We start from the raw sequence: 25,480 nt of genomic DNA on the forward strand, positions 1-25,480 counted from the left end.
GCTACGGGCTGCTTTTGTTTTTATTTCAGTTTAAGATGTTCCCAATCGGCTTGCAACGTAGTGGAAGTCTGGATAGTAGGTGTCTGACTCTTCCTGTTCACGATGATTGACTGCTGACGCACATTCTGTCTGACAAACTCACTCAGTTCGCCTAAAGTACAATCACCACGTGATTCCTGCAGTTTCTTCAGCAGGAAGTACGTAAACAATCCATGGCCCTTTTCCTTATAGGGGTATGCGGTTTCATCGCCAGTTGCAGCCGAGAAGACCACCATATTCCCACGAGGCATCTGGCTCTTTGCCTTGATGGCAACACCTCTTGCTGCCATAAGCATTCCTTTACCACGTTTAGTGCCAGAGAAGCAGGCATCCATAAACACCACAACACTCTTGGCACCTAACTCGCCAAGTTCCTTATACAAGCGACTTACCGGATAGCAGGCCTCAACATATCTCCCATCAGCATCTACTGGTAAGAGATAGGCATCGAGTGTTGCCTCATCAGGCACACCATGACCAGCATAATAGAATATCACATTCAGATTTCCCTCGTATGCATCGGCAATACTTTTAATATCCGAAATGGCAGACAACATGGTACCAAAGGTTACGTTATCATACTTACGAATATTCTGAGCCGGAATGCCCAATGTTCTTTGGCAATAAGCAGCAACAGTCTTGGCATCATTGCTCGCAAAGGGCACCTCTGAAACCTTCTGATACTTCTCGTTACCGATAACTACTACAAACGTGTTATTATTTACCGCATCAGTTGTTGGAATTTCTGTATCTATCGTTAAATCCGCATTGGCAACAACGGGCTTGGTTTGCTTCTTGTTTTTTTCTGGGACGTTACTGACAACAGGAAGACTGATTTCAGGAAGTTCGATATCAACTGATGCAGAGGCTGTATCTTCATTCATTGCTATCGACTGATACTGCTTACCATTGACCTTAACCCTAAGTGCAACAAGCTTCAGTCCGTCAACCGTAGCCACGTAATCGCCATCAAGAGTTGCAGTAGCAAAACGGCTCTTAAATGCAGGCGCATCATCCAGCGAAACCTGAACATACTGCTTACCATAGTTCGTCTCAATGGCATATAGTTGGTAGTCTGCATCATAGGCGCCCAGCTTTGGAGTCAGACTATTCTTTCTAGTATAGTCCTTAATAGCCTCAGCCATCAATTCCTTGGTCTTTTTATCTTGATTATCTTTAGTAATTCGCGCCTGATACTGAGCCGTTGTTTCAAACTCACGCTTTTTCTGCCACTCCTTCAGTTTGGGCATAATATACCTTCTGGCAGCCAGTTCAAACTCGTTGCCCTCTTTCTCCTTGACATCAGTAGAAAAAGCACATTGGAAGAACACATCTTCGCCTAACTTGATATCAGAGCGCAAACCTTCGAAATTAGCTAACTTATTGCAGTAGCGGAAGGCACCTCGTCCCAAAGTCATAACAGAAGGTGCCAGTCTAACGCTCTTCAATGTCGTACAACCCTCAAAAGCAAAATCCTGTATCTCAATCACTGAGTTTGGGATGTCAACACTCTTCAACATCGTACAGAACTCAAAAGCCCACTTACCGATCACCTTTACCGATGAAGGAATCACTATTTTAGTCAAACCTGTACATCCTTTGAAGGCCATATTACCTATAGCAGTTACCGTATTAGGTATCTCAACGCCCTTCAGCCATGTATAATCCTGAAAGGCATCACCTATCGATGTCACAGTATAGGTAACACCCTTAACGGTGATGTCGCCGGGAATTACCACATAAGTGTAATCATATGGTTTCCTGACATTCCGAGCAACCTCTACTGTTGTAGGCGACGTACGTCTGAATGTAAGTTTCTGTCCATCAGGGCACTTGTGTTCAAAGAAATCCTGACCGAATGTGCTAACACTGCACACTACTGCCATCATCAACAACAACCGTCTCATCTTATATCGTTTTAGATTTTGTGCACAAAGTTACACAAATTTTCTAAACATTCAAAAGAAAGAAGAAAAAAAATAGCTACCATACACGTTTCATATTCCTCGGATGATGCTCGAGGATTTCCTGACGGAGGGTCGAGGTATCGATGTGGGTGTAGATTTCTGTAGTACCAATATCCTCATGACCAAGAAGAGCCTGAATGAATCGGAGGTCGGCGCCACCTTCTAAAAGGGCGGTGGCGAAGGAGTGGCGAAGGGTGTGAGGAGAGATCGTCTTCTGGATGCCAGCCTCCTTGGCCTGAGCCTTGATCATGATGAGAATCATGGTACGCGTAAGATGAGCGCCACGACGATTCAGAAACACATAATCCTCCTCGCCTGGCTTAATCTTCATCAGGTTACGGTCATCGAACCAGAAGCGCAGTTCTTGAATGGCCTTAGGCGAGATAGGAACCAAACGTTCCTTCTTACCCTTACCCAGCACCCGCACATATTCTTCGTCGATATAGAGGTCGGAAAGTTTCAGATTGACTAATTCGCTGACACGTAACCCACAAGAGAAGAGTACTTCGATGATGGCGCGATTTCGATGCCCTTCCCATTTCGAAAGGTCGATGTTGGCTTCAAGTCGATCGACTTCATCGGTTGTAAGCACCTCTGGCAGATGGTCGCCAATCTGCGGCGACTCTAACAACTCGGTAGGATCGTCATCACGATAGCCATCTAATTGTACAAACTTAAAAAAACTACGGATACCGCTCAGAATACGACATTGTGACCGAGGATGGATACCTATATCGTGAAGCCCTGCCGAGAAATGCTCCAAATCACTCAAGGTCACATCAGCAATAGCAATATGCTCTTTCTCCATATAGTCGAGCAGTTTACGAAGGTCGCGCTGATAAGCATCGAGCGTATTGCCCGACATGTTGCGTTGCAGCTTCAGATAGCGCACATAAGCCCTTACAATGTCTTTTTCTCCACTCATGGTCATAAATTTGGTGCAAAAATAATACATTTTTTCAATAAATTTGGATTTTTGCTCACTTATTCGTACCTTTGCAGCCGTATTAATACAAAGTTACAAAAATGAAGATTCTGATTATCAATGGTCCGAACCTGAACTTGTTGGGCCAGAGAGAGCCAGGCATCTATGGTTCGTCGTCGTTCGATGCCTACTTGCCTGAGTTGCGCAAGCGCTTTGCCGACATCGACATCGAGTACTATCAGAGCAACGTTGAGGGTGAGCTGATTAACAAGATGCAGGAGGTTGGCTTCAGCTACGACGGCATCGTACTGAATGCTGGCGCCTACACCCACACCTCTATCGCTCTGCAGGATTGTATCCGCTCGCTGAAAAGCCCTGTCATCGAGGTGCATATCTCGAATGTACACCAGCGTGAGGAGTTCCGTCACAAGTCGATGATATCCTGCGCATGCAAGGGTGTTATCCTCGGCTTTGGTCTCGACTCATACCGTTTGGCTATAGAAGCGCTGAGAGGATGACGCTCGACGAGTATATCCTGCAGCATACGGAGCCAGAGCCCGACTACCTGTACCGACTATGGCGAGCCACCCACATACACACCATTCACGGGCGTATGGCGAGTGGACACCTGCAAGGTAGGCTACTCAAGATGCTGGTAAAGATGATTCGTCCTCAGAACATCCTCGAGATAGGCACCTTTAGCGGCTACAGCGCCATATCGATGGCAGAGGGACTGGACGAAGGCGGAAGACTGTACACTTTCGAAATCAACGACGAGATGGAAGACTTTACCCGTCCGTGGATAGAAGGTTCGAGCGTGGCTGATAAGATCAACTTCATCATCGGCGACGCCCTGGAAGATGCTCCCAAGTTGGGTATTGAGTTCGATCTGGCTTTCATGGACGGCGATAAGCGCACCTATCGTGACTGCTACGAAATGGTGATGAGCATACTGAAGCCTGGCGGTTTTATACTGGCCGACAACACACTCTGGGACGGTCATGTAGTGGATCATGCCTACGACAAAGACCGGCAGACCCAGGGAATAGAGACATTCAACGACTACATAGCCCGCGATCAGCGTGTAGAGCAAGTGATACTGCCACTGAGAGATGGACTGACATTGATACGGAAGAAATAAAAAGGCAAAAAGTAAAAAGGTAAAAAATGCAAGAGACAAGACAAAACAAGATTGCGAGAATGCTCCAGAAAGAGCTCTCGTTGATATTCCAGCAGCAGACACGTGCCACTCACGGCGTCATGATATCTGTAACACGTGCCAAGATATCACCCGACCTGAGCATCTGCACCGCCTATCTCAGCGTATTCCCCAGTGAGAAGGGCGAAGAGATCCTGGCTAACATCAATGCTAACAGCAAACAGATCAGATACGAGTTGGGCACACGTGTAAGAAACCAGATGCGCATCATCCCAGAACTGCGATTTTTTATCGACGACTCGCTCGACTATATCGAGCATATCGATGAACTGCTGAAGAAATAATGAAACGAATGTTCGGCGTAGTCAACTTTCCGTTCTTCATAGCCCGCAGGTATCTGTTCTCAAAGAAATCCACTCATGCCATCAATGTCATCAGTGGAATCTCTGTTGTTGGTGTCGCCATTGCTACGATGGCGCTGATAGTCACGTTATCGGTCTTCAACGGTTTCCACGACCTGGTGGCCACATTCTTCACCAGCTTCGATCCACAACTGAAGGTGGTACCTACTGAAGGAAAAACGGTAGCCGCCGATGATCCGATACTGACACAGATTCGCCAGCTGCCTCAAGTAGAGGTTGCCACAGAGAGCGTTGAGGATATGGCACTTGCCATCTATCGTGATCGACAGGCAATGGTTGTCATCAAAGGCGTTGACGACAACTTCGACCAGCTGACCCACATTAACGAGATTCTTGTGGGCGATGGCGATTTCAGCCTGCACGCTGCCGATATGGACTATGGCACACTTGGCATACGACTGGCCGAGACTCTTGGTACAGGCTATACCTACGAAGAGCCTATCCACATCTATGCACCCAAGCGCGAAGGACAACTGGATATGACAAACCCTGACGATGCTTTTGAAGAGGATGAACTCTACTCACCTGGTGTACTGTTCAACGTCAAGCAATCACGTTACGACAAGAACTACATCCTGACAAGCATCTCGTTTGCACGCCGTATCTTCGGACAACAAGGCATGCTATCGTCGCTCGAGCTCAGGCTGAAGCCTGGCAGTCATTTCGACGAAACAAAGGAGCTGATCAAACAACTATGCGGCGATAAGTTTACAGTAAAAGACCGTTTCGAGCAGCAGGACGACACCTTCAAGATCATGAAGATAGAGAAGTTAATCGCCTATATCTTCCTCACCTTTATCCTCATGGTGGCCTGCTTCAATATCATCGGCTCGCTCTCAATGCTGATTATTGACAAAAAGGACGATGTGGTGACACTACGTAATCTGGGTGCATCCGACAAACAGATCATCCGCATTTTCCTGTTCGAAGGGCGAATGATATCCGCAATCGGTGCCATACTTGGGATTGTCATTGGGCTGGCACTATGCTGGATTCAGCAACGATATGGCATTGTGGGCCTAGGCTCATCAAGCGGCACTTTCGTTATTAACGCCTACCCCGTCAGTGTACATCCAGAAGACATCATCCTGGTGTTCTGCACGGTACTCATCGTAGGCTTCCTCTCTGTATGGTATCCTGTGAGATACTTTGCTAAACGATTATTAGTGTAAAAAGTTCATATTTAACGTAGGTTTAACGTAGTTTTTGCATCAGATAAACAAAAAAGGTGTATCTTTGCAGCCGATTACATAATTATGCAACAACCAAACTTAAATGAAATGAAAAAGATTCTATCGACCATTATGCTGACTATGTTCGGCGCAGTGATGATGATGGCTCAGATGCAGATGCCATCTATCCCAGTAGATCCCGATGTACGCATCGGAAAACTTGACAACGGATTGACTTATTACATCCGTCACAACAACTGGCCCGAGAACCGAGCTGAGTTCTATATCGCTCAGAGAGTTGGATCTATTCAGGAGAACGATGACCAGCGCGGTCTGGCTCACTTCCTTGAGCACATGGCCTTCAACGGTTCAAAACACTTTAAGGGCAACGAACTGCTGCGCTGGTGCGAAAGCATTGGTGTAAAGTTTGGTACAGACTTGAATGCATATACATCAATCGATCAGACCGTATATAATATCAGCAATGTCCCCACTACTCGCGAAGGCATCGTTGACTCATGCCTGCTGATACTCTTCGACTGGGCCGACGGTCTGCTGTTGGAGCAGGAAGAGATTGAGAAGGAGCGTGGTGTTATCCACGAGGAATGGCGCCTGCGCACCAGTGCTCAGCAGCGTATGCTGGAGCGCGACCTGCCCAAGCTCTATCCCGGTTCTAAGTATGGATACCGTATGCCTATCGGTCTGATGGAGATTATCGACAACTTTGAGCGTCCATTCCTGCAGGCTTACTATGAAAAGTGGTACCGTCCAGATAATCAGGGTATCATCGTGGTTGGTGATATAGACGTAGATAAGGTTGAGCAGAAGATTAAGAATCTGTTCTCAACCATCAAGTTGCCCGTTAACCCAGAGAAGGTAACCACCTACCCTGTACCCGACAATGCAGAGCCTATCATTGTGATTGACAAAGATAAGGAACAGCAGTACAACATCGTACAGGTTATGATGAAGCATGAAGCATTCCCCGATTCGCTGAAGGGAACTATGGCTTATCTGATTACCGACTATATTAAGGATGCAGCCACCTCTATGCTGAACGACCGTCTCAGGGAGTATTCACAGAAGCCCGAAAGTCCATTCCTGCAGGCCTTTGCCAGCGATGGCGCCTACCTGCTCTCAAATACTGTCGACGCTTTCAACCTGTCGTACCTGCCTAAGGACGGACAGGCCGAAACTGCATTGACAGCCGTTATGACCGAGGCACGCAGAGCTTCTCAGTTCGGCTTCACCCCAACAGAGTACAGCCGTTTCAAGGCCGACTACCTGAGCAACCTCGACAAGCAGTACTCTAACAAAGACAAGCGTTTCAACCGTCAGTTCGTCAACCAGTACGTACAGCACTTCCTGGAAAAAGAGCCTATCCCAAGTATCGATTACACTTACGAAACGATGAAACAGATTGTGCCAGTTATCCCCATAGAGGCCATCAACGGCGTAGTCAAAGAGCTCATCTCTCAGAAAGACAGCAATCTTGTTATTGTTAACTTCAACAACGAGAAAGAGGGCGCAACCTATCCTACCGAGGATGGTTTAAAGAAGGCTATTGCCACTGCGCGTGCTGCTCAGATAGAAGCTTACGTAGACAATGTAAAGGACGAGCCTCTCATGACCACTCTGCCTAAGAAGGGCACCATCAAGAAAGAGACAAAGAACGACCTGTTCGGCTATACCGAGCTGACACTTTCTAACGGCGTAAAAGTTGTGCTGAAGAAGACTGACCTCAAGAAAGATCAGGTTATCCTAAGAGGTGAAGGATTCGGAGGTTCTGCACTCTATGGCGAGAAGGACTTCGCCAACATCAAGATATTCGACGACGTCATCGACGCCAGCGGCCTCGGCAATTTCTCACACACTGAGCTCACCAAAGCACTGGCTGGTAAGATTGCCAACGTATCATTCTTAATGGGCACCAACCGCCAGCTTATCAGCGGCAGTTCGACACCAAAGGATGTAGAGACCATGCTCCAGTTGGTTTATCTCAGCTTCACCAACATCAATAAGGACCAGAAGTCGTTCGATAATCTGATGCAGACCACAGAGGTTAGTCTGAAGAACCGTCTGCTGCAGCCCGAGACTGTATTCAACGATTCAGTTCAAGCCACACTATCCTGCCACAACCTGCGCGACAAATCACTGACAGTTGAGGATCTGAAGAACGTAAACTATGACCGCATTCTGCAGATAGCCAAGGAGCGCACTGCAAATGCAGCAGCATACGAATTCACCATCATTGGTAACTACGACGAGGGCACAATCCGTCCACTCATCGAGCAGTATCTTGGTTCACTACCTGCAAAGAAGAAGATAGAAAAGAGTAAGGATGTATCAAGCGACTTCAAGGGCAAGGTCATCAATAACTTCAAGCATAAGGCTGAAACACCAAAGGCCATTGCTGTGATGTACTGGTATTCTAAGCAGATTCCTTACACACTCGAGAACAGCATTAAGGCCACCATCGCAGGTCAGATTCTGAGCATGGAATATCTGAAGAAGATCCGCGAGGATGCCAGCGCAGCCTATACTGTAGGAGCCAGCGCAGGTGTCAGCCGCGACGACTTTGGCACAGAAGCTTTCATCTTTGTCCAGTGCCCTATGAAACCTGAGAAGGGTGACATTGCCTGCCAGATTATGCGCGACGAGGTAAACGCCATGGTTAAGACCTGTGATGCCGACAAATTGCAGAAGGTGAAGGAATACATCCTGAAGAATATGGGCGACCAGCGCAAGCAGAATAGCTACTGGCTGAACCGTATTGACACTTACCGCAAGTACGGTATCGATATGAACACCGACTTCGAGAAGGTGGTTAACGCCCAAACAACTGAGTCCATCTGTGCATTTGTAGCTGAACTGCTGAAAGCAGGTAACGCTGCAGAGGTGATCATGATGCCCGCAGAGTAATTAAAACAATTAATATAAAGAATGAGTTATCTATTTTCGTCAGAATCAGTATCTGAGGGCCATCCCGATAAGGTGGCCGATCAGATATCTGATGCAATACTTGACCAGTTCTTGGCATACGACCCGAAGGCGCGCTGCGCCATCGAGTCGTTTGTCACTACAGGTCAGGTTGTTATTATGGGTGAGGTCCGCAGTGATGTGTACATCGACCTGCAGACAATGGCCCGCAAGACCATTAAGCGCATTGGTTATACCAAGGCGGAGTATCAATTCGACGGCGATTCGTGCGGCATTCTGAGTGCCATCCACGAACAGAGTGCCGACATCAACCGTGGTGTCGACAACGGCAACGAGGATGAACAGGGAGCTGGCGACCAGGGCATGATGTTCGGTTATGCCACCAACGAGACTGAGAGTTATATGCCCGTCAGCCTCGATCTGGCCCATCTGATCATGCGTACGCTTGCAGACATCCGAAAAGAAGGTAAGGAAATGACTTACCTGCGTCCAGACTCAAAGAGTCAGGTTACCGTACAATACTCAGACGAGGGCATCCCCGAGCGTATCGACACTATCGTCGTATCAACCCAGCACGACGAGTTCGATGAGGACGAGAAGATGCTAGCGAAGATCAAGGACGATGTCATCAATATTCTGATTCCAAGAGTAAAGAAACAGATCCACTCTCAAAAGGTACTCGACCTGTTCGGACTCGACATCAAGTACTACGTGAACCCCACTGGCAAGTTTGTGATTGGCGGCCCTCATGGAGATACAGGTCTGACCGGTCGCAAAATCATCGTAGACACCTATGGTGGTAAGGGAGCACACGGAGGTGGCGCATTCTCTGGTAAGGATTCGTCGAAGGTTGACCGTAGCGCAGCATACGCAGCGCGCCACATCGCCAAGAACATGGTAGCTGCCGGTGTTGCTGATGAAATGCTGGTACAGATTAGTTATGCCATCGGTGTAGCTAAGCCCATGAACATCTACGTTAACACCTACGGTCGCAGTAACGTACAGATGAGCGATGGCGAAATCGCCAAGAAGATAGAGAAGCTTTTCGATTTGCGTCCAAAAGCCATCGAGCGCACACTGAAGCTACGCCAGCCCATGTACAGCGAGACGGCTGCTTACGGACATATGGGACGTCAGAGTGAAGTGGTGAAGAAGACCTTTACCAGCCACTATCACGAGACCAAGACCATCGATGTAGAACTGTTTACATGGGAGAAATTAGACCGTGTAGACGATATCCGCAAAGAGTTCGGGCTGTAATCAGATATGCTGGAAAACGATAGCATCCTAACTACTATATCCACTGCCACAACAGATACAGTGGTAGTTCATTCGGCAAAACCGCAGACACCCTACGAGGTTCTGCGGTTATTGCCTAAAGATGCTACACCCGCTCAGCAAGACTCAGCCATTCAAGAATGGTTTGAACCGAAAGAGATTCATTATAGCAGTCGTCCCGACACGTTGCATCTACCCGGGCAAGAGATGCCACGTGACTTGAAGGAAGTAAGCCTGCCACACTACTACCGAGAGAATTTCTTCTCGAACAACGCGATGTATCATCCCGAATTGAGCATCGAACGCATTGGTGTCTCTGGCGCCCCTATTCCTTATACCATACAAAACGATAGCATTGTTACAGGTATCCTGATAGTTTGCTTTCTGCTTATCACATATACATTATCACGCATATCAGGATTCCTGATTCAACAAACAAAACATTTCTTTTCTACACAAAAAAGGAACCAGTCATTAACAGAAACTGGCAGTGAGATCAAATTCCAGTTCCTGTTCCTATTTATCACCTGCCAGCTATACGCACTCCTATACTATTTCTACACCAACCATTTCATTTCCAACACGTTCGTATTCTCATCGGAATACACACTACTCGTCATCTATGGAGCAACAATACTGGGCTACATGCTGGCAAGAATGGCTATTTATTCTATCGTCAATAACATCTTTTTTGATAGTAAGAAGAATTTACAGTTTCAAAGATCCATTCTCCTGATAACATCCCTCGAAGGGGTGGCACTATTCCCATTGGTATTACTCTTGGCATATTTCATGTTTTCACTCCAAAATGCCATCTATTATACCGCAATTATCGTTATTTTAGCCAAAATCCTCACATTTTACAAGTCATTTTCCATCTTTTTTAAACAAAAAGGAGATTTTTTGCAAATAATTTTGTACTTTTGTGCCCTCGAAATGATGCCTTTAATGATGCTCTGGAGCGGATTACTGGTCATTACTGAAAATTTGAAAATAAATATTTAGGACACATATGATCAAAAAGATTTTGGTTTCACAACCTAAGCCATCAAGTGAGAAGTCGCCATATTTCGATATTGCGAACAAGTTTGGTGTTGAACTGGTTTTCCGTCCATTCATTAAAGTGGAAGCTATCAGTTCTAAAGATTTCCGTGCACAGAAGGTGAGCATTCTGGATCACACAGCCATCGTTTTCACCTCACGCCATGCTATTGACCATTTCTTCAATATGGCCAAGGAACTCAGAATTAATATTCCTGAGGACATGAAGTACTTCTGTGTAACTGAGACCATCGCATTGTACATCCAGAAATATGTGCAGTACAGAAAACGTAAGATCTTCTTTGGCGAAACTGGTCGCATCGACGATCTCATCCCAACGATGGTGAAGCACAAAACCGAAAAGTATCTCGTTCCCCTGAGCGATGTACATACAGACAGTCTGGCCAACCTGCTTGATTCAAAAAAGCTTCAGCACACAGAGTGTGTTATGTACAAGACGGTAAGCAACGACTTTACCGAAGAGGAGGTTAAGAACTTTGACTACGACATGCTGATTTTCTTCAGCCCTGCCGGCATTGAGTCGCTGACCAAGAACTTCCCCAACTTCAAACAGGACAAGATTGCTATCGCAACATTTGGTCCAGCCACTGCCAAGGCAGCCAAAGACGCAGGTCTGCGCTTGGATATCGAGGCTCCTAACGAGAAATACCCATCAATGACAGGTGCCCTGCAGCACTACCTATTTGAGATACAAGACTAAGAATTGATGACGACAGCGCCTACCTTCAGAAAAGAGGAGCGCATCGTCAGCAATGTGCTGATAGAGTCGCTCTTTGAAAAAGGCAATAGCCAGTCGCAGACTGCATTTCCACTAAAAGCTGTCTATCTGAAAACAGAGCTTCGTGAGGGATGTGCTCCTGTACAGCTACTGATTAGCGTGCCCAAAAAACGCTTTAAGCACGCTGTTGACAGGAATAGAATAAAACGCCAGGTACGTGAAGCCTATCGCAAAAACAAGTCGCTACTTGAAGGTACCATTGAGGAAGGACAGATGCTACTGATAGCGATTATCTGGTTAACCGACAAACATTTTGCCACCAAGGAGGTTGAAAAGAAAGTCATCAGCATTTTGAAGCAAATAGCCAGATAAAAACATGAAAAGGCTACTGCATTTCATCTCTTGGCTACTGGTACTACCCATCCGCTTTTACCAGATTTGCATCTCACCACTGCTTGGTCCTTCCTGCCGGTTCACTCCAACATGCAGCGAATATGCGAAACAGGCCATTCTGAAGCACGGACCTATTAAGGGCTTAGGATTGGCCATTTGGCGGATATTAAGATGTAACCCATGGGGGGGCTCGGGCTACGACCCAGTCCCTTAATAATAAATAAGTATAAAGATGAAGAACTTTGTAGAAGAACTCAAATGGCGCGGTATGCTGGCTCAGATGATGCCAGGAACAGAAGAACTGCTCCAGAAAGAAATGGTAACAGCCTATCTGGGTACTGACCCTACAGCCGACTCGTTACATATCGGACACTTGTGCGGCATCATGATGCTCCGCCACCTACAGCGTTGCGGACACCGTCCTGTTATCCTTGTCGGTGGTGCCACAGGTATGATTGGCGACCCTTCAGGTAAAAGCCAGGAGCGTAATCTGCTTAACAACGAAACATTATATCACAACCAAGAATGCATCAAAAAGCAGGTAGCCAAGTTCCTTGATTTTGATTCAAAGGAGCCAAATGCTGCACTGATGGTCAATAACTACGACTGGATGAAGGATTTTACTTTCCTTGATTTTGCACGCGAAGTTGGTAAACATATCACTGTTAACTACATGATGGCTAAGGAAAGTGTACAGCAGCGTCTGAACGGAACTGCTCGCGATGGTTTGTCATTCACCGAGTTCACCTATCAGTTACTGCAGGGTTATGACTTCCTGTATCTCTATCAGCACTATGGTGTAAAACTTCAGTTAGGTGGCAACGACCAGTGGGGTAACATGACCACCGGCACTGAACTGATTCGCCGCACATTAGGCAACGAAGTAGAGACATTCGCACTGACCTGTCCGCTGATCACCAAGAGCGACGGTAAGAAGTTCGGCAAGACCGAGAGTGGCAATATCTGGCTCGATCCTCAGCGCACAACTCCATATAAGTTCTACCAATTCTGGCTCAACGTCAGCGACGACGATGCTGAGCGCTATATCAAGATCTTTACATCGCTTGAGAAAGACGTTATCGATGCCCTCATTGAGGAGCACAAGCAGGACCCAGGCCGTCGTGTTCTTCAGAAGCGCCTGGCCGAAGAGGTTACCGTACTGGTACACTCACAGGAAGCTCTTAACACTGCCATTGAGGCATCAAACATCCTGTTTGGAAAATCTACCAAAGAAGGACTGGAGAAGCTCGACGAGCAGACACTGCTTGACGTATTCGATGGTGTACCTCAGTTTGAGATTTCAAAAGACCAGTTAGGTCAGCCCGCTATCGAACTGCTGACAACCGTAGCTCCCGTATTCCCATCAAAAGGCGAGATGCGTAAGATGGTTCAGGGCGGCGGTGTATCGCTGAACAAAGAAAAGATTACCGATCAGAACCGTGCCATCACGGCCGAAGATCTGATTGACGGCAAGTATCTTTTGGCACAAAAGGGCAAAAAGAATTATTACTTGCTGATAGTTAAGTAATATTTGGCTGCAAAATTTGGTACTTCAAAAAAAACTTCGTACCTTTGCAGCCACATACTCTTGGACGATGGTGTAATGGTAACACTACAGGTTTTGGTTCTGTCATTCCCGGTTCGAATCCGAGTCGTCCAACTACTTTCAAACAACTTCTAAAACAATAAGTTATGGCAAATCTTTTTTCACTTGAAGGTAAGAATGCCTGGATTACAGGTGCATCTTACGGTATTGGTTTCAACATCGCCAAGGCTTTTGTAGCTGCAGGTATCAAGAACATCATCTTCAACGACATCAACGAAGCTGCTCTTGAACGCGGTCTGGCCAACTACAAAGAGGCAGGTATTGAGAACGTAAAGGGCTATGTATGCGATGTTACTGACGAGAACGCTGTCAAGGCTCTCGTCGAGAAGATTCATGCAGAAGTTGGCCAGATTGACATTCTGGTTAACAATGCAGGTATCATCAAGCGCATCCCGATGCACGAAATGAAGCGTGCCGAGTTCCAGCAAGTTATTGATGTAGACCTGGTGGCTCCTTACATCGTATCAGCAGCTGTACTGCCTGAGATGATGGAGCGCCGCGAAGGCAAAATCATCAATATCTGCTCTATGATGTCTGAGTTAGGACGCGAAACAGTATCTGCCTATGCAGCTGCTAAGGGCGGTCTGAAGATGCTCACACGAAATATCTGCTCAGAATACGGTGAATACAACATCCAGTGTAATGGCATCGGCCCAGGCTACATTGCAACCCCACAGACAGCACCTCTGCGTGAGAAGCAGCCCGATGGCAGCCGTCACCCATTCGACAGCTTTATCTGCGCCAAGACGCCTGCTGGTCGTTGGCTTGATCCCTCTGAGCTAGGTGGCCCCGCTGTATTCCTGGCTTCACACGCCTCTGATGCAGTAAACGGACATGTACTTTATGTAGATGGTGGTATTCTGGCTTACATTGGCAAGCAGCCTAAATAAATGCTTCATAGCATCATAAAATAATGGGGATCCTTTTCAGGGTCCCCATTAAATTTTTATTTACAATAGATTTACTTGATTGCATCAGCGAGCTCAGCACCAGCCTTGAACTTAGCAACCTTTTTAGCAGCAATCTTAATCTTCTGCTTTGTCAGAGGATTGATACCCTCACGAGCAGGGCGCTCATTTACGCTGAATGTACCGAAACCTACGAGAGCAATTTTGTCACCCTTTACGAGAGCGTCCTTAATAGCTGCTACTGTTGCGTCGAGAGCCTTCTTTGCGTCAACCTTAGAAATGCCAGCACCTGCTGCAATCTTCTCTACTAATTCTGTTTTGTTCATAATTTTAAAAATTTAAAGAATTATTTAATAGTAATAACCGTTGTTTAGTCGATTTCTTTGGCAAATATAAAGCAAAGTCTTCAAACAAACAACAAAAAAACAGAAAAAATTCACTTTTTAATAAAAAATAGTTGTTATCACGCGTATTTTGGCCTTAAAAACAGATATTTTTCGTAATTTTGCCGCCAAAAGATGACAATAGGCTTAATTGCCGAATTGAAAACAGTTAATACAGTAAATGATATGATGTTCCGTATACCAACTATCACAAAGAATCTGCTGATCATTAATCTGATCGCATTCTTAGCCACTAAGGTTCTACTACTGCGTGGTATCGATTTAGCAGATATTGGAGGTCTTCACTTCTTCATGGCGAACGACTTTCATCTCTATCAATTCGTTACCTATCTATTTCTTCATGCCAACTTCATGCATATTCTGAGTAATATGTTCGGACTATGGATGTTTGGTTGTGTGATAGAAAACGTCTGGGGGCCGAAAAAATTCCTTTTTTATTACATATCATGCGGTATAGGAGCTGGTTTATTGCAGGAAATCGCACAGTTAGGCCAGTTCTACTTTGCCATCACAGCTCAGGATCCAAGCGTATCATTCGGCGAAATCTTTGCTATCGGCGAGCAACTGAGCGGTCAGCTCAATACGTGGACCACTATTGGTGCGTCAGGTGCCGTCTATGCAGTCATTCTGGCATTCGGCATGACCTTCCCTAACGAACGACTGTTTATCATCCCCTTTCCCTTCCCTATCAAAGCTAAATGGTTTGTACTGGGTTATGTCGCCATAGAATTCTTCTCAGCATTAGGTTCAAGCGGCGATGGGGTAGCACATACAGCCCATCTGGGTGGCATGCTCTTCGGATTCCTGATGATTCGTTACTGGAGACGCCATCCAAATTCTGGATTTGATCGTGGTCGTGGTCAGCAGTTCTTTGAGAATCTGAAACGCAACTTTGAGCAGCGCCAGCATCGTAGTGGATATAACAATCCCAATATGCATGCTAATCAAAGCAGTAGTTCCAAAGAGGCTGATATGGAATACAATGCCCGCAAACGACAGAATCAGGAGGAAATAGATGCTATTCTCGACAAAATACGTAAGAGTGGCTATGATAGTTTGACAAAAGAAGAGAAGAAAAAACTCTTCGACGCAAGTAATCAGTCATGATTAAACAACTGAAATCCTTTACCATCAACATGATTGCAGGAGCCAATGTAGCTACTGTCTTGTTGATGATAATGGCTGGATATGCCGATCGTATCAATCCTGTGGAACATCCGATGCTATCGTGCATCGGCATGATCTTTCCTGGGTTTCTGATTGCCAACATGCTATTCCTGTTCTTCTGGCTGACCTTCAAGTGGAAGAAAGCATGGATTCCTATTGTGGGATACATCATTGTTTATGCCCCAATAACGCTCTACATGCCCTTACATACAACACAGACAGCCCCCGACGGGTGTATCAAGGTGATTTCCTACAACGTCTGTCAGTATGCTGGCAACAACAAGTACGAGCAAGGCTTTGAGAAGATTTACGGATATCTGAAGGAACAGGATGCCGATATAGTTTGCCTACAGGAGGATGTTGACACTTGGCGCAGATACGTCAAGCAATGGTACGAAAAAATATACCCTTACAACGACACCACCATCTTCAACCCCAACGGCGTATGCAGAAATGGAGTTGGTATACATACCAGATATCCCATTATCAAGAAGGAACGCATAGACTATGAGTCATCAGCAAATGGTTCCGTAGCCTATTTCCTGAAAGTAAATAGCGATACCATATTAGTCATCAACAACCATCTGGAGGGCACTCATCTTTCCACAGAAGACCGTGAGAAATACAAGCAGATGATTAGCGGAAACATGGAGAAAGACACAGCTAAGGCCGAAACCCTGTTTCTTATAGAGAAACTAGGCAAATACGCTGCGAAACGTGCCCCTGAGGCCGAGGCAGTACATGCATACATCGAAGCCCATCGCCAATACCCGATCATCGTGTGTGGCGACTTCAACGACAACCCTATTTCCTACTCTCGCCGCACCATTGCACAAGGGTTAACAGACTGCTACCAAACGACAGGAAGAGGTATCGGTTTGTCATATAATCAGAAAGGATTTTTCGTACGAATCGACCACATCTTAGTGTCAGATCACTTTGGTCCATACAACTGCCATATTGATAGTAAAATGGACGCAAGCGACCATTATCCTATCATCTGCGCCTTAAAAATGGAAGGTAATCCCTAAAAATGAGTGATTTTTTGCCAATAAATTTTTCCTTGTGTAAAAAAATGCCTATATTTGCACGCTATTTTATACGCGAACAGAAAATAATATAAATATATAATAATTAAAAACAAAATGCAAAACAAAGGAATTGTAAAATTTATCGCAGTGCTTCTGATTCTCGTGTGCTGCTTCTACCTTTCCTTCTCGTTCGTAACACGCCATTACGAAAGTAAGGCTGCTGCTATGGGTGAAGAGGCAGGTGCGGAGTACCTCGACTCAATCAACAACGAGAAGGTGTACATGGGTATCTATTCTCTGAAGCAGTGCCGTGAGATGGAGATTGGCCTGGGTCTTGACCTGAAAGGCGGTATGAACGTAATTCTGGAGGTATCAGTACCTGATGTGGTTGACGTATTGGCTGACCACAAGACAGATGCTGCTTACAAGAAGGCCATGGAACTGGCCAAGAAGGAAGAAGAGACCAGTCAGAACGACTTCATCTCTCTGTTCGTGAAGTATTGGAAACAAGAAGGCAACGGTCGTCCCCTTGCAGCTATCTTCGCTACCCAGCAGATGAAGGGCAAGGTTAGCACCTCGTCGAGCGACTCTGAGGTTGAAAACGCACTGCGTACTGAGGTACAGAGTGCCGTTGACAACTCATTCAACGTCGTTCGTAACCGTATCGATAAGTTCGGTGTTGTTCAGCCAAACATCCAGAAGCTTGAGGGTCAGAGCGGCCGTATCATGGTCGAGATGCCTGGTATTAAGGAGCCTGAGCGTGTTCGTAAGTTGCTTCAGGGTTCAGCCAACCTTGAGTTCTGGGAGACATACAACTCACAGGAGGTTACTCCTCTGCTGGCTCAGCTGAATCAGCGCTGGGGTGCTCAGGGCGATGTTGATGCCGATACTACTGCTGTTGACAGCGCTGCCACTGCAGCTGTTGCTGATAGCGCCAAGGCCACTACTGGCGATCTGGCTGCTAAGCTGGCTAAGAAGGACAGCAAGGACACCAAGGCTGTTGAGATGGCTAAGAAGCAGAATCCTCTCTTCTCTATCTTCCAGCCCACACAGGGTAACACCCTCGCTGTAGTTGGTTATGCTAATGCTCGCGATACCGCCGAGATTAACAAGATTATCTACTCTGAACTTGCTGGTCGTATCTTCCCTGCAGAGTTGAAGCTCCGCTGGGGTGCTAAGCCTGAGGACTTCGGAGGACAGAATACCAAGGGTGATATCTTTGAGCTCTATGCTCTGAAGATTACAGAACCTTCAGGTCGTGCTCCACTGGAGGGTGACGTGATTACTTCTTCTAAGGACGACTTCGACCAGATGGGTCACCCCTCTGTATCAATGCAGATGAACTCTGACGGTGCTCGTCGCTGGAGCCAGATTACCAAGCAGAACATCGGTAAGGCCGTAGCTATCGTGCTCGATGACGCCGTTTATTCTGCTCCTCGTATCCTCACTCAGATCGATGGTGGTAACTCACAGATTACTGGTAACTTCACCATCGAGGACACCAAGGACTTGGCAAACACACTGAACTCTGGTAAGATGCCAGCTCCTACCCGTATCGTACAGGAGGAGGTTGTAGGTCCTTCACTGGGTGCTCAGTCTATCCAGCAGGGTATCATCTCATTCATCGTAGCCTTCGTGCTGCTGATGATCTACATGATTATGCTTTACGGCTTCGTTCCAGGTATCCTCTCAGATATCGCTCTGCTGTTCAACCTGTTCTTCACACTGGGTATCCTCACATCGTTCCAGGCTGCTCTTACAATGCCTGGTATCGCCGGTATCGTACTGACACTGGGTACTGCTGTGGATGCTAACGTGCTTATCTACGAGCGTATCAAGGAAGAGCTGAAGAAGGGTCTGGGTGTAAAAGAGGCTCTGAACAAGGGTTACTCTAACGCTTTCAGCGCCATCTTCGACTCTAACTTCACATCACTGATCACAGGTATCATCCTGCTCTACTTCGGTACAGGTCCTGTTAAGGGCTTCGCTACCACATGGATCATCGGTATCGTGATTTCATTCTTCACAGCCGTTTACCTCACTCGTGTGGCTTACGATGCAATGCTTTCTAAGGACAAGTGGACTAACCTCACCTTCGTAACAGGTTACTCTAAGAACCTGATGCAGAACGCCAAGTTCAACTTCATGGGTTCTTATAAGAAGTCTTACACTATCTGGATTGTATTTGCAATTATCTGCTGCATTTCGTTCTATGTTCGTGGTTTGAGCCAGAGTATTGACTTCACTGGTGGTCGCAACTATGTTGTAACACTCGACAAGCAGACTCCTGTTGAGGATGTTCGTAAGGCTATGGCTGGTGCATTCATCAACACTATCGGCGAGAAGGCTAACCAGGAGGCTAACACATCTGTTATCGCCCTGGGTACTGATGGCAAGACCGTTCGTATCTCTACCAACTGGGATATCGAGTCAAACAATCCTGAGGTTGACGACAAGGCTGAGACAATCCTGTTCAACTCTCTGAAGAAGGCTGGTCTTGTTAGTCAGGAGAGCGCAGATAAGTTCAAGAATCCTGATGTTCGCGAGGGTGGTTCAATCATCAGCTCTGCTAAGGTTGGTCCTTCAGTAGCTAAGGATATCACTCGCGGTGCTTACATCAGTGTAGCAATCGCTCTGTTTGCTATCTTCTTCTACATCCTGCTCCGCTTCCGCAACATGGCATTCTCTATTGGTGCTGTTGCTGCTCTGGCTCTCGATGCTCTGCTCGTAATCGGTGTTTACTCACTGTGCTGGGGTTGGGTTCCAATGTCGCTCGAGATCGACCAGGTATTCATCGGAGCTATCCTGACCGTTGTAGGTTACTCTATCAACGATAAGGTGGTAGTATTCGACCGTATCCGTGAGAACCTCGGTCTGTATGGCAAGCGCGATCGTCAGCAGCTGTTCAACGACTCACTGAACCAGACACTGGCTCGTACCATCAACACCTCTGTAACCACACTGATCGTGCTGTTGGCTATCTTCATCCTCGGTGGTGATAGCATCCGCTCGTTCTCTCTGGCTATGATTCTGGGTGTTGTATTCGGTACCCTGAGTTCGCTCTTCATCGCTGCTCCTACAGCATTCCTTTGGATGGGTCGTACCATCAAGGAGGACGAAGTAGAGGTTGCTGAGCAGAAGTAAACATACTCATCGCATATAAAAAAGAGCTGCGTTCCTGATGGAATGCAGCTCTTTTTTCGTACCCCGACCGCGAATCGAACGCGGAACTAAGTCTTAGGAGGACCTTGTTATATCCATTTAACTATCAGGGCGCGTGTTCTTTCGTGTGCAAAGGTACGAGATTTTTAGCAATCAGCCAAACTATTGGGCGAATTTTTGATTGAAATAGTCGAATTGAGCATACGAAGATGTCTGGCTCTTAGCAGACGTTTTGCCTGTAGGAATGTAATTAAACAGTCCAACCCGGATACCTTTCCAATAACCGCCGCGCATGGCGAATGCCGAACCAGCAGGCTGATAATGCTCTCCATCTATACTATAATAAAATAGGTGGCGATTCTGCTGGCAATCGTTAGTTACCTTGAACCACACTTCCTGATAGCTACCCTTGGCGATGAGCTTACGCTGTCCACCAAACTCGGTAAACACACCATCCTTACACAGCCCTACCCCACAGAACAACTTACCTGAGCAGAAAAGTCCTGCATAACTGTCACCTTTAATGCTTACCTTGGTAATGCTCTCACTCTGATAGCCAATCACCTTCTGAGTAAGCATATTGCGGACCTGTTTCAAGCTATCGGCAGGCATGGCTTTAAGTGTGAGCCAACCTTTACGATCGATGAGATTCCAATGCGTATCAACCGGATTATGATTCCATTGCCAATGCAGTCCTAAGGCGCCATTAAAGTCGTCACAGGTCTGGAAACTGGCAGTTCCTACCGAAGAAACAGGCTTTTTCCAGGCAGTCACAGGTTCGCCTATACCGTTCTTATCATAATCGACACCTATCACAGGCCAATCGGCTTCCCAACGAGCCGGTTGTAGATGAACCACACGACCTAATACTGGTGTTTCCTGAAAGTGGAAGAACCACCACGAGCCATCAGGCGCATCGACCAAAGCACCTTGGTGAGGACCATTAATAGTAGTTGAACCCTGCTCTAACACAACACGACGCTCATAGGGACCATAGATGTTACGTGCACGTAACACCGTCTGCCAACCTGTACCAACACCTCCCTCCGGGATAATCAGATAGTACCAGCCATTGCGCTTCATAAACTTAGTACCCTCAGCGACAGGACCTTCATACACCGTTTTCCCCTCATCAAGCAATGTTTTGCCATCGGGCGACATGCGATGCACAATAATAGGACCAGCGCCATGCTGACTGCGCCCTAAATAAGCCTGTCCGTCCTCGTCCCAGAACGGACAAGGGTCTTCCCACTTAGCCACACGCTTCACCAGATGCAGCGGTGCCCAAGGCCCCGCAGGATTAGTGGCAGTTGACATATAGAGCCCTTCATCGGGTGTACAGAAATAAACGTAGTACAATCCATTGTGATAGCGAATGCTGGGTGCCCACGAGCCGCCAGCGTAATGCTGATTGGTATCCCAGCCAGGCTCGTTAAAACGACGATATATCTGAGAAATATAACGCCAGTTCACCATATCGTCACTCTCCAGCACCTGCATACCCATAAAATGAAAATCAGAAGCCACCATATAGAATTTGTTACCTACACGAATCACATCAGGATCAGAAAAATCGGCATTCAACACAGGATTACGATAGGTTCCATCACCTTGATCGCCCCACCCCTCGGTATCAACTGCTACAAAATCTGGACGCACATCCTCATCAATCGTAGATACACGGATATTTGAGAACTGCACATCACGTGCATGGCGCACAAAGAAGCCTTTGGCTGGCAGATTGCCCCACATCGTGGCCTCTGGGTAGCTGGCAGCTTTTTCATCGGCGATAGAATCGGCAATTTCGGCTAATTGAGTCGTTTTTACCCCACCTTTATGATGCAAAGATATATTAGACAGGTACACATGACGAACGGGATGACCAGGCAATCCTGTAATAGAACACCCCATAGAACCGGCATTGCGAATCTGAATATTGTTGATATGCACACCATCTATCGAGCCTACATGATTGATATGCTGCCCAGTTTTATAGCCACGTCCACGATGGCCCAAGCGCACAAAGATCGGCGATTCGGTCCCTTCGATGGTGAAATCGGCAATTGTCACATTCTCGAGTACACCGCCATCCACAATCTCAAGCGAGATAGCCGATGAACCAATCCACTGTCCAAAGAACTTCTCCTGCTGGTCGTAGCTAGGCTTTACCACAATGCCGCTGATATTGATATTGCGGAAGCCACCATTGGTCTCGGTACCCAATTTAACAGCATTGCAATGGCTCGACACCACACAATCGCTGATGCGCACGTTTTCACAAAGACGAGGCGAAGTACTCTTCAATGTGATACCATCATCATCGCTATCAGCTATCATGCCACGCACAATCACCTCGTGACAGCCATCAATATCCAACGCGTCATTATTATAGTTATTCCGATTAAAAACCTTGATTCCATCGATTGTCAAACGATCACACGCCAGATAATGCTGCATCCAACAACCCGAATTACGCAAGGTAACACCTCGCACCAGCAAATCTTGACTCTGAATAAACCGCAGCAGATGCGGACGGGTGATACCTTCATCATTCCAAGAGAGTTTCTTAAAGGCACGTCCACGACCATCTATCGTTCCCAAGCCATCTATTGATACATCTTTAACACCATCCGCATAAATGAGTTGAATGGTTGTTGTCTGAGTTCGAAGGGATAAATAGTCAGATTTCATCGGGATGTAATCTGCTAATCTGGTACTACCATAAAGCGTGGCCCCCTGCTCCAGATAAAGATGCACATGACTCCTTAATACAATTGTACCTATCTTATATGAACCGGCAGGTACGATAACTCTACCACCTCCATGCGCCGCACATTGGTCTATCGCCTTCTGAACAGGCAGGGTACTGAGCACTGTGGTGTCGTTTACGGCGCCATAAGCCAACACATTATAATCGGCTGCATACGCAGATGCTGCGCACAAAGACAACCAAATAGTTACAATTACTTTCATATATGTTGCAAAGTTAAACATTTCCCGTCAAAAAGCTCATATAAAACTGATTATTTTACTAACTTTGCACATATTTTTTCACAAAACACAATCAACAAAATGAAGAAACTTCTTATGCTACCCATTCTGTTGCTGACCGTTCTTTCTGCTCAGGCACAGAATCCGTATCTCCCACTTTGGGAACATCTGCCCGATGGCGAGCCCCGCGTGTTCGAGGATCCCGACCAGCCAGGCAAGTACCGCGCCTATATCATAGGCTCACACGACGTGAATTATACAGCCTACTGCGGTCCCGACATCCGCATGTGGTCGGCCCCAGTTGAGGACCTCACAAAGTGGCGCGACGAAGGACCTATTTTCTCGTGGTATATTGACGGCCAGTGGGACACTATGTTTGCACCCGACCTAGTAGAAGTGAAAGACAAGGCCACCGGCAAAAAGACCTACTACCTCTACCCCCACTCTCGTGGCTGGCAGCGTGTGCCTATGGTCTGCAAGAGCGATCGTCCCAACGGTCCCTTCACACCAATCAACCTCACAGAAGACGGTCGCAGATGTCTATCTGGTTCGCTGATTGACTTCGACCCATCTGTATTCATCGAGACTATTACCAACAAAAAGGATCCCGACTATGCCAAGGGATTCCGTGCATACGTATTCTATGGTTTCCAGCACTCTACTGCTTGTGAGCTCGACCAGAACAGCATGTACTCAAAGCGCGAGGGAACAGAAACTATCGACCCATTCATCCCTGCTGTAAGTGCCGACGGACGACTGCTCGACAAGCCTGGCTCTGAGTATAAAGCTCTGTACAAGGGTCAGGACCCAAAGGATTTCAACTTCTTCGAGGCTTCGTCTATCCGTCAGGTGGGCAACAAGTACGTAATGGTATTCTCAGGCTACTCTGGTAAGGAGTATGGTCTAGGCAACACCAACAGCGCACTTCGCTATGCCTACGGCGATTCACCACTCGGCCCTTGGCGTTCAGGTGGTGTATTGGTCGACTCTCGTGGTGTAGTACTCAATGAAGACGGTTCAAAGCTGATTACTACCAATGCAGGTCACAATACCCACGGTTCGCTGCAGGAGATTAACGGCCAGTGGTACGTGTTCTATCATCGTCCACCACGCGGTTTCGGCTATGCCCGTCAGGCGATGGTTGCCCCAGTGAAGATTACTTGGGATAAGAAGCCTGTAGCCAAGGGAGGCGTAGTAAAGATTACTGGTTACGATCCATACGCAAAGAATAACGAGTGGACAGCAGCAGCAACCGATGGCAACACATATACTGGAGCAGAGGTAACATCCGAGGGATTCCAGATTTTCGGTCTGCCTCCTTATCAGTACTACTCTGCAGGTTATGCTTGTTTCATGACTGGCAACGATTGGATGCAGGACAACCACGACATATGGAACAACTCGATGGATTTGGCTGGTATTACCAATAAAGGTATCGTAGGCTTTAAGTACTTCGGCTTTGGCGGTCTTGCAACAGCCACAAAGGGTCTGCCCGCTTTTGCTGGTATCCAGAAGGGCGACAAGGCAATGCTTAATCTCAACCTGACCACAGGCGGACATGGAGCATTCAAGATTCATGTGATGCTCGACGATCCTTGGAAAGGTAAGGAGATTGCCACATTCAACATCCCTGCCGATGCCCCCAAAGCAGCCATGATGTATCAGACAGCAGTACCCGAGGTTGAAGGTCTTACAGGCAAACATGCCATCTATCTTGTAGCCGATGGACCTGAAGTAAAGGCTCCTGAGCGTCCTCGTTGGGGCGCTCCACGTGGTCCTCAGCGCCCACAGGGATTGTTCGATCTTCACGGAATCGGATTCTCAAAGGCAGGCGAGAAGTTCGAGGCTCCTGTGGTGCCTCAGGTCACCATCACCGTCGATGGCCAACCACTGGTTATCCCACAGAATCCTGTCTTCTTTACCAATCTCAATGGCTATGCAGAGTGTAACCGCTATCAGGTACACGGAAAAGTGAGCGACAACTCACGCATTGTTGCCACATCAAATGCACCTGGAGTAAAGTTTGAGATAAGCAAAGTTGTAGAAGGACGTGCCACGATTAAGGCTACCTACAACGGCCTTACAAAGGTATTCCTAATCAACTAACAGTGTTGAGCTAATCTCTTTAATAACAAA

Annotated in this window: 20 protein-coding genes and 1 tRNA gene; 17 read left to right on the forward strand and 4 right to left on the reverse strand. The window is 46.9% G+C overall.

Translation table 11 applies throughout. The annotated features are described in order from the left end of the window. Positions 1–20: 20 nt before the first annotated feature. Both T495_RS0101440 and xerA read right to left on the reverse strand, forming a co-directional pair. On the reverse strand, positions 21–1,946 hold the full coding sequence (locus T495_RS0101440) for a leucine-rich repeat protein (protein ID WP_081831963.1): 1,926 nt from the start codon (positions 1,944–1,946) through the stop codon (positions 21–23). Positions 1,947–2,022: 76 nt separating this feature from the next. Continuing rightward, the gene (gene xerA, locus T495_RS0101445) at positions 2,023–2,931 is read right to left on the reverse strand and encodes a site-specific tyrosine recombinase/integron integrase (RefSeq protein ID WP_028903056.1); all 909 of its coding nucleotides are present in this window, start codon (positions 2,929–2,931) and stop codon (positions 2,023–2,025) included. Between the two features lie 101 nt (positions 2,932–3,032). On the opposite strand from xerA, the gene aroQ reads away from it, so the two are divergent. The 13 genes from aroQ to T495_RS0101505 all read left to right on the forward strand — a co-directional run bounded on the left by aroQ (position 3,033) and on the right by T495_RS0101505 (position 14,571). Continuing rightward, positions 3,033–3,449 (forward strand): type II 3-dehydroquinate dehydratase, encoded by a 417-nt coding sequence (aroQ, locus tag T495_RS0101450; protein ID WP_033147347.1) that lies wholly within the window; start codon positions 3,033–3,035, stop codon positions 3,447–3,449. Then, the gene (locus tag T495_RS0101455) at positions 3,446–4,072 is read left to right on the forward strand and encodes an O-methyltransferase (RefSeq protein WP_028903054.1); all 627 of its coding nucleotides are present in this window, start codon (positions 3,446–3,448) and stop codon (positions 4,070–4,072) included. The genes aroQ and T495_RS0101455 overlap by 4 nt, the downstream gene beginning before the upstream one ends. Before the next feature lie 26 nt (positions 4,073–4,098). Beyond that, entirely contained in the window at positions 4,099–4,434 is a 336-nt protein-coding gene (gene rbfA, locus T495_RS0101460) for a 30S ribosome-binding factor RbfA (protein ID WP_028903053.1), read from the forward strand. Next, the gene (locus tag T495_RS0101465) at positions 4,434–5,684 is read left to right on the forward strand and encodes an FtsX-like permease family protein (RefSeq protein ID WP_231495031.1); all 1,251 of its coding nucleotides are present in this window, start codon (positions 4,434–4,436) and stop codon (positions 5,682–5,684) included. Before rbfA ends, T495_RS0101465 begins: the two co-directional genes overlap by 1 nt. A 108-nt stretch (positions 5,685–5,792) precedes the next feature. After that, on the forward strand, positions 5,793–8,606 hold the full coding sequence (locus T495_RS0101470) for a pitrilysin family protein (RefSeq protein WP_081832005.1): 2,814 nt from the start codon (positions 5,793–5,795) through the stop codon (positions 8,604–8,606). A gap of 21 nt (positions 8,607–8,627) precedes the next feature. Then, positions 8,628–9,884, forward strand: a complete 1,257-nt coding sequence (metK, locus tag T495_RS0101475; RefSeq protein ID WP_028903050.1) for a methionine adenosyltransferase — start codon at positions 8,628–8,630, stop codon at positions 9,882–9,884. A 6-nt stretch (positions 9,885–9,890) separates the two neighbouring features. Beyond that, positions 9,891–10,907 (forward strand): DUF4271 domain-containing protein, encoded by a 1,017-nt coding sequence (locus T495_RS0101480; protein WP_028903049.1) that lies wholly within the window; start codon positions 9,891–9,893, stop codon positions 10,905–10,907. 7 nt (positions 10,908–10,914) lie between these two features. Further along, positions 10,915–11,664 carry a uroporphyrinogen-III synthase gene (locus T495_RS0101485; protein ID WP_028903048.1) on the forward strand — a complete coding sequence of 250 codons (750 nt, stop codon included), beginning with the start codon at positions 10,915–10,917 and terminating at the stop codon, positions 11,662–11,664. Between the two features lie 6 nt (positions 11,665–11,670). Next, positions 11,671–12,054, forward strand: a complete 384-nt coding sequence (rnpA, locus tag T495_RS0101490) for a ribonuclease P protein component (protein ID WP_033147349.1) — start codon at positions 11,671–11,673, stop codon at positions 12,052–12,054. A 4-nt stretch (positions 12,055–12,058) separates the two neighbouring features. Continuing rightward, positions 12,059–12,289 (forward strand): membrane protein insertion efficiency factor YidD, encoded by a 231-nt coding sequence (gene yidD / locus T495_RS15450; RefSeq protein ID WP_081773257.1) that lies wholly within the window; start codon positions 12,059–12,061, stop codon positions 12,287–12,289. Between the two features lie 18 nt (positions 12,290–12,307). Beyond that, entirely contained in the window at positions 12,308–13,603 is a 1,296-nt protein-coding gene (gene tyrS, locus T495_RS0101495; RefSeq protein ID WP_028903046.1) for a tyrosine--tRNA ligase, read from the forward strand. 61 nt (positions 13,604–13,664) lie between these two features. After that, positions 13,665–13,735, forward strand: a tRNA-Gln gene (locus tag T495_RS0101500). 32 nt (positions 13,736–13,767) lie between these two features. Further along, positions 13,768–14,571, forward strand: coding sequence for a gluconate 5-dehydrogenase (locus T495_RS0101505; RefSeq protein WP_028903045.1), 804 nt, complete (start codon positions 13,768–13,770; stop codon positions 14,569–14,571). Between the two features lie 71 nt (positions 14,572–14,642). Here T495_RS0101505 and T495_RS0101510 read toward each other — a convergent pair whose 3' ends face one another. Next, complete coding sequence (locus tag T495_RS0101510) at positions 14,643–14,915, reverse strand: HU family DNA-binding protein (RefSeq protein ID WP_028903044.1); 273 nt, start codon at positions 14,913–14,915, stop codon at positions 14,643–14,645. A 246-nt stretch (positions 14,916–15,161) separates the two neighbouring features. On the opposite strand from T495_RS0101510, the gene T495_RS0101515 reads away from it, so the two are divergent. The 3 genes from T495_RS0101515 (at position 15,162) to secDF (ending at position 20,335) form a co-directional block, all read left to right on the forward strand. Beyond that, on the forward strand, positions 15,162–16,100 hold the full coding sequence (locus tag T495_RS0101515; protein ID WP_028903043.1) for a rhomboid family intramembrane serine protease: 939 nt from the start codon (positions 15,162–15,164) through the stop codon (positions 16,098–16,100). Then, positions 16,097–17,191 carry an endonuclease/exonuclease/phosphatase family protein gene (locus T495_RS0101520; protein ID WP_033147350.1) on the forward strand — a complete coding sequence of 365 codons (1,095 nt, stop codon included), beginning with the start codon at positions 16,097–16,099 and terminating at the stop codon, positions 17,189–17,191. The genes T495_RS0101515 and T495_RS0101520 overlap by 4 nt, the downstream gene beginning before the upstream one ends. Before the next feature lie 114 nt (positions 17,192–17,305). Further along, positions 17,306–20,335 (forward strand): protein translocase subunit SecDF, encoded by a 3,030-nt coding sequence (gene secDF / locus T495_RS0101525; protein WP_028903041.1) that lies wholly within the window; start codon positions 17,306–17,308, stop codon positions 20,333–20,335. 180 nt (positions 20,336–20,515) lie between these two features. Here the strand turns inward: secDF and T495_RS15455 are convergent, their stop codons facing one another. Beyond that, on the reverse strand, positions 20,516–23,326 hold the full coding sequence (locus tag T495_RS15455) for a family 43 glycosylhydrolase (RefSeq protein ID WP_197020318.1): 2,811 nt from the start codon (positions 23,324–23,326) through the stop codon (positions 20,516–20,518). Positions 23,327–23,425: 99 nt separating this feature from the next. On the opposite strand from T495_RS15455, the gene T495_RS0101535 reads away from it, so the two are divergent. Then, positions 23,426–25,450 (forward strand): hypothetical protein, encoded by a 2,025-nt coding sequence (locus tag T495_RS0101535; protein WP_033147351.1) that lies wholly within the window; start codon positions 23,426–23,428, stop codon positions 25,448–25,450. Positions 25,451–25,480: the final 30 nt, after the last annotated feature.

Origin of the sequence: Prevotella sp. P6B1, from assembly GCF_000702825.1 — a bacterium.
In the GTDB taxonomy this organism is placed as follows: domain Bacteria; phylum Bacteroidota; class Bacteroidia; order Bacteroidales; family Bacteroidaceae; genus Prevotella.

Coding starts and splice junctions, on each gene's coding strand:
- T495_RS0101455 (WP_028903054.1), top strand. CDS start 3,446: ATGACGCTCGACGAGTATATCCTGCAGCATACGGAGCCAGAGCCCGAC.
- T495_RS0101485 (WP_028903048.1), top strand. CDS start 10,915: ATGATCAAAAAGATTTTGGTTTCACAACCTAAGCCATCAAGTGAGAAG.
- T495_RS0101480 (WP_028903049.1), top strand. CDS start 9,891: ATGCTGGAAAACGATAGCATCCTAACTACTATATCCACTGCCACAACA.
- xerA (WP_028903056.1), bottom strand. CDS start 2,931: ATGAGTGGAGAAAAAGACATTGTAAGGGCTTATGTGCGCTATCTGAAG.
- aroQ (WP_033147347.1), top strand. CDS start 3,033: ATGAAGATTCTGATTATCAATGGTCCGAACCTGAACTTGTTGGGCCAG.
- T495_RS0101520 (WP_033147350.1), top strand. CDS start 16,097: ATGATTAAACAACTGAAATCCTTTACCATCAACATGATTGCAGGAGCC.
- T495_RS0101510 (WP_028903044.1), bottom strand. CDS start 14,915: ATGAACAAAACAGAATTAGTAGAGAAGATTGCAGCAGGTGCTGGCATT.
- metK (WP_028903050.1), top strand. CDS start 8,628: ATGAGTTATCTATTTTCGTCAGAATCAGTATCTGAGGGCCATCCCGAT.
- T495_RS0101535 (WP_033147351.1), top strand. CDS start 23,426: ATGAAGAAACTTCTTATGCTACCCATTCTGTTGCTGACCGTTCTTTCT.
- T495_RS15455 (WP_197020318.1), bottom strand. CDS start 23,326: ATGAAAGTAATTGTAACTATTTGGTTGTCTTTGTGCGCAGCATCTGCG.
- T495_RS0101515 (WP_028903043.1), top strand. CDS start 15,162: ATGTTCCGTATACCAACTATCACAAAGAATCTGCTGATCATTAATCTG.
- T495_RS0101465 (WP_231495031.1), top strand. CDS start 4,434: ATGAAACGAATGTTCGGCGTAGTCAACTTTCCGTTCTTCATAGCCCGC.
- rnpA (WP_033147349.1), top strand. CDS start 11,671: ATGACGACAGCGCCTACCTTCAGAAAAGAGGAGCGCATCGTCAGCAAT.
- secDF (WP_028903041.1), top strand. CDS start 17,306: ATGCAAAACAAAGGAATTGTAAAATTTATCGCAGTGCTTCTGATTCTC.
- rbfA (WP_028903053.1), top strand. CDS start 4,099: ATGCAAGAGACAAGACAAAACAAGATTGCGAGAATGCTCCAGAAAGAG.
- T495_RS0101505 (WP_028903045.1), top strand. CDS start 13,768: ATGGCAAATCTTTTTTCACTTGAAGGTAAGAATGCCTGGATTACAGGT.
- yidD (WP_081773257.1), top strand. CDS start 12,059: ATGAAAAGGCTACTGCATTTCATCTCTTGGCTACTGGTACTACCCATC.
- tyrS (WP_028903046.1), top strand. CDS start 12,308: ATGAAGAACTTTGTAGAAGAACTCAAATGGCGCGGTATGCTGGCTCAG.
- T495_RS0101470 (WP_081832005.1), top strand. CDS start 5,793: ATGAAAAAGATTCTATCGACCATTATGCTGACTATGTTCGGCGCAGTG.
- T495_RS0101440 (WP_081831963.1), bottom strand. CDS start 1,946: ATGAGACGGTTGTTGTTGATGATGGCAGTAGTGTGCAGTGTTAGCACA.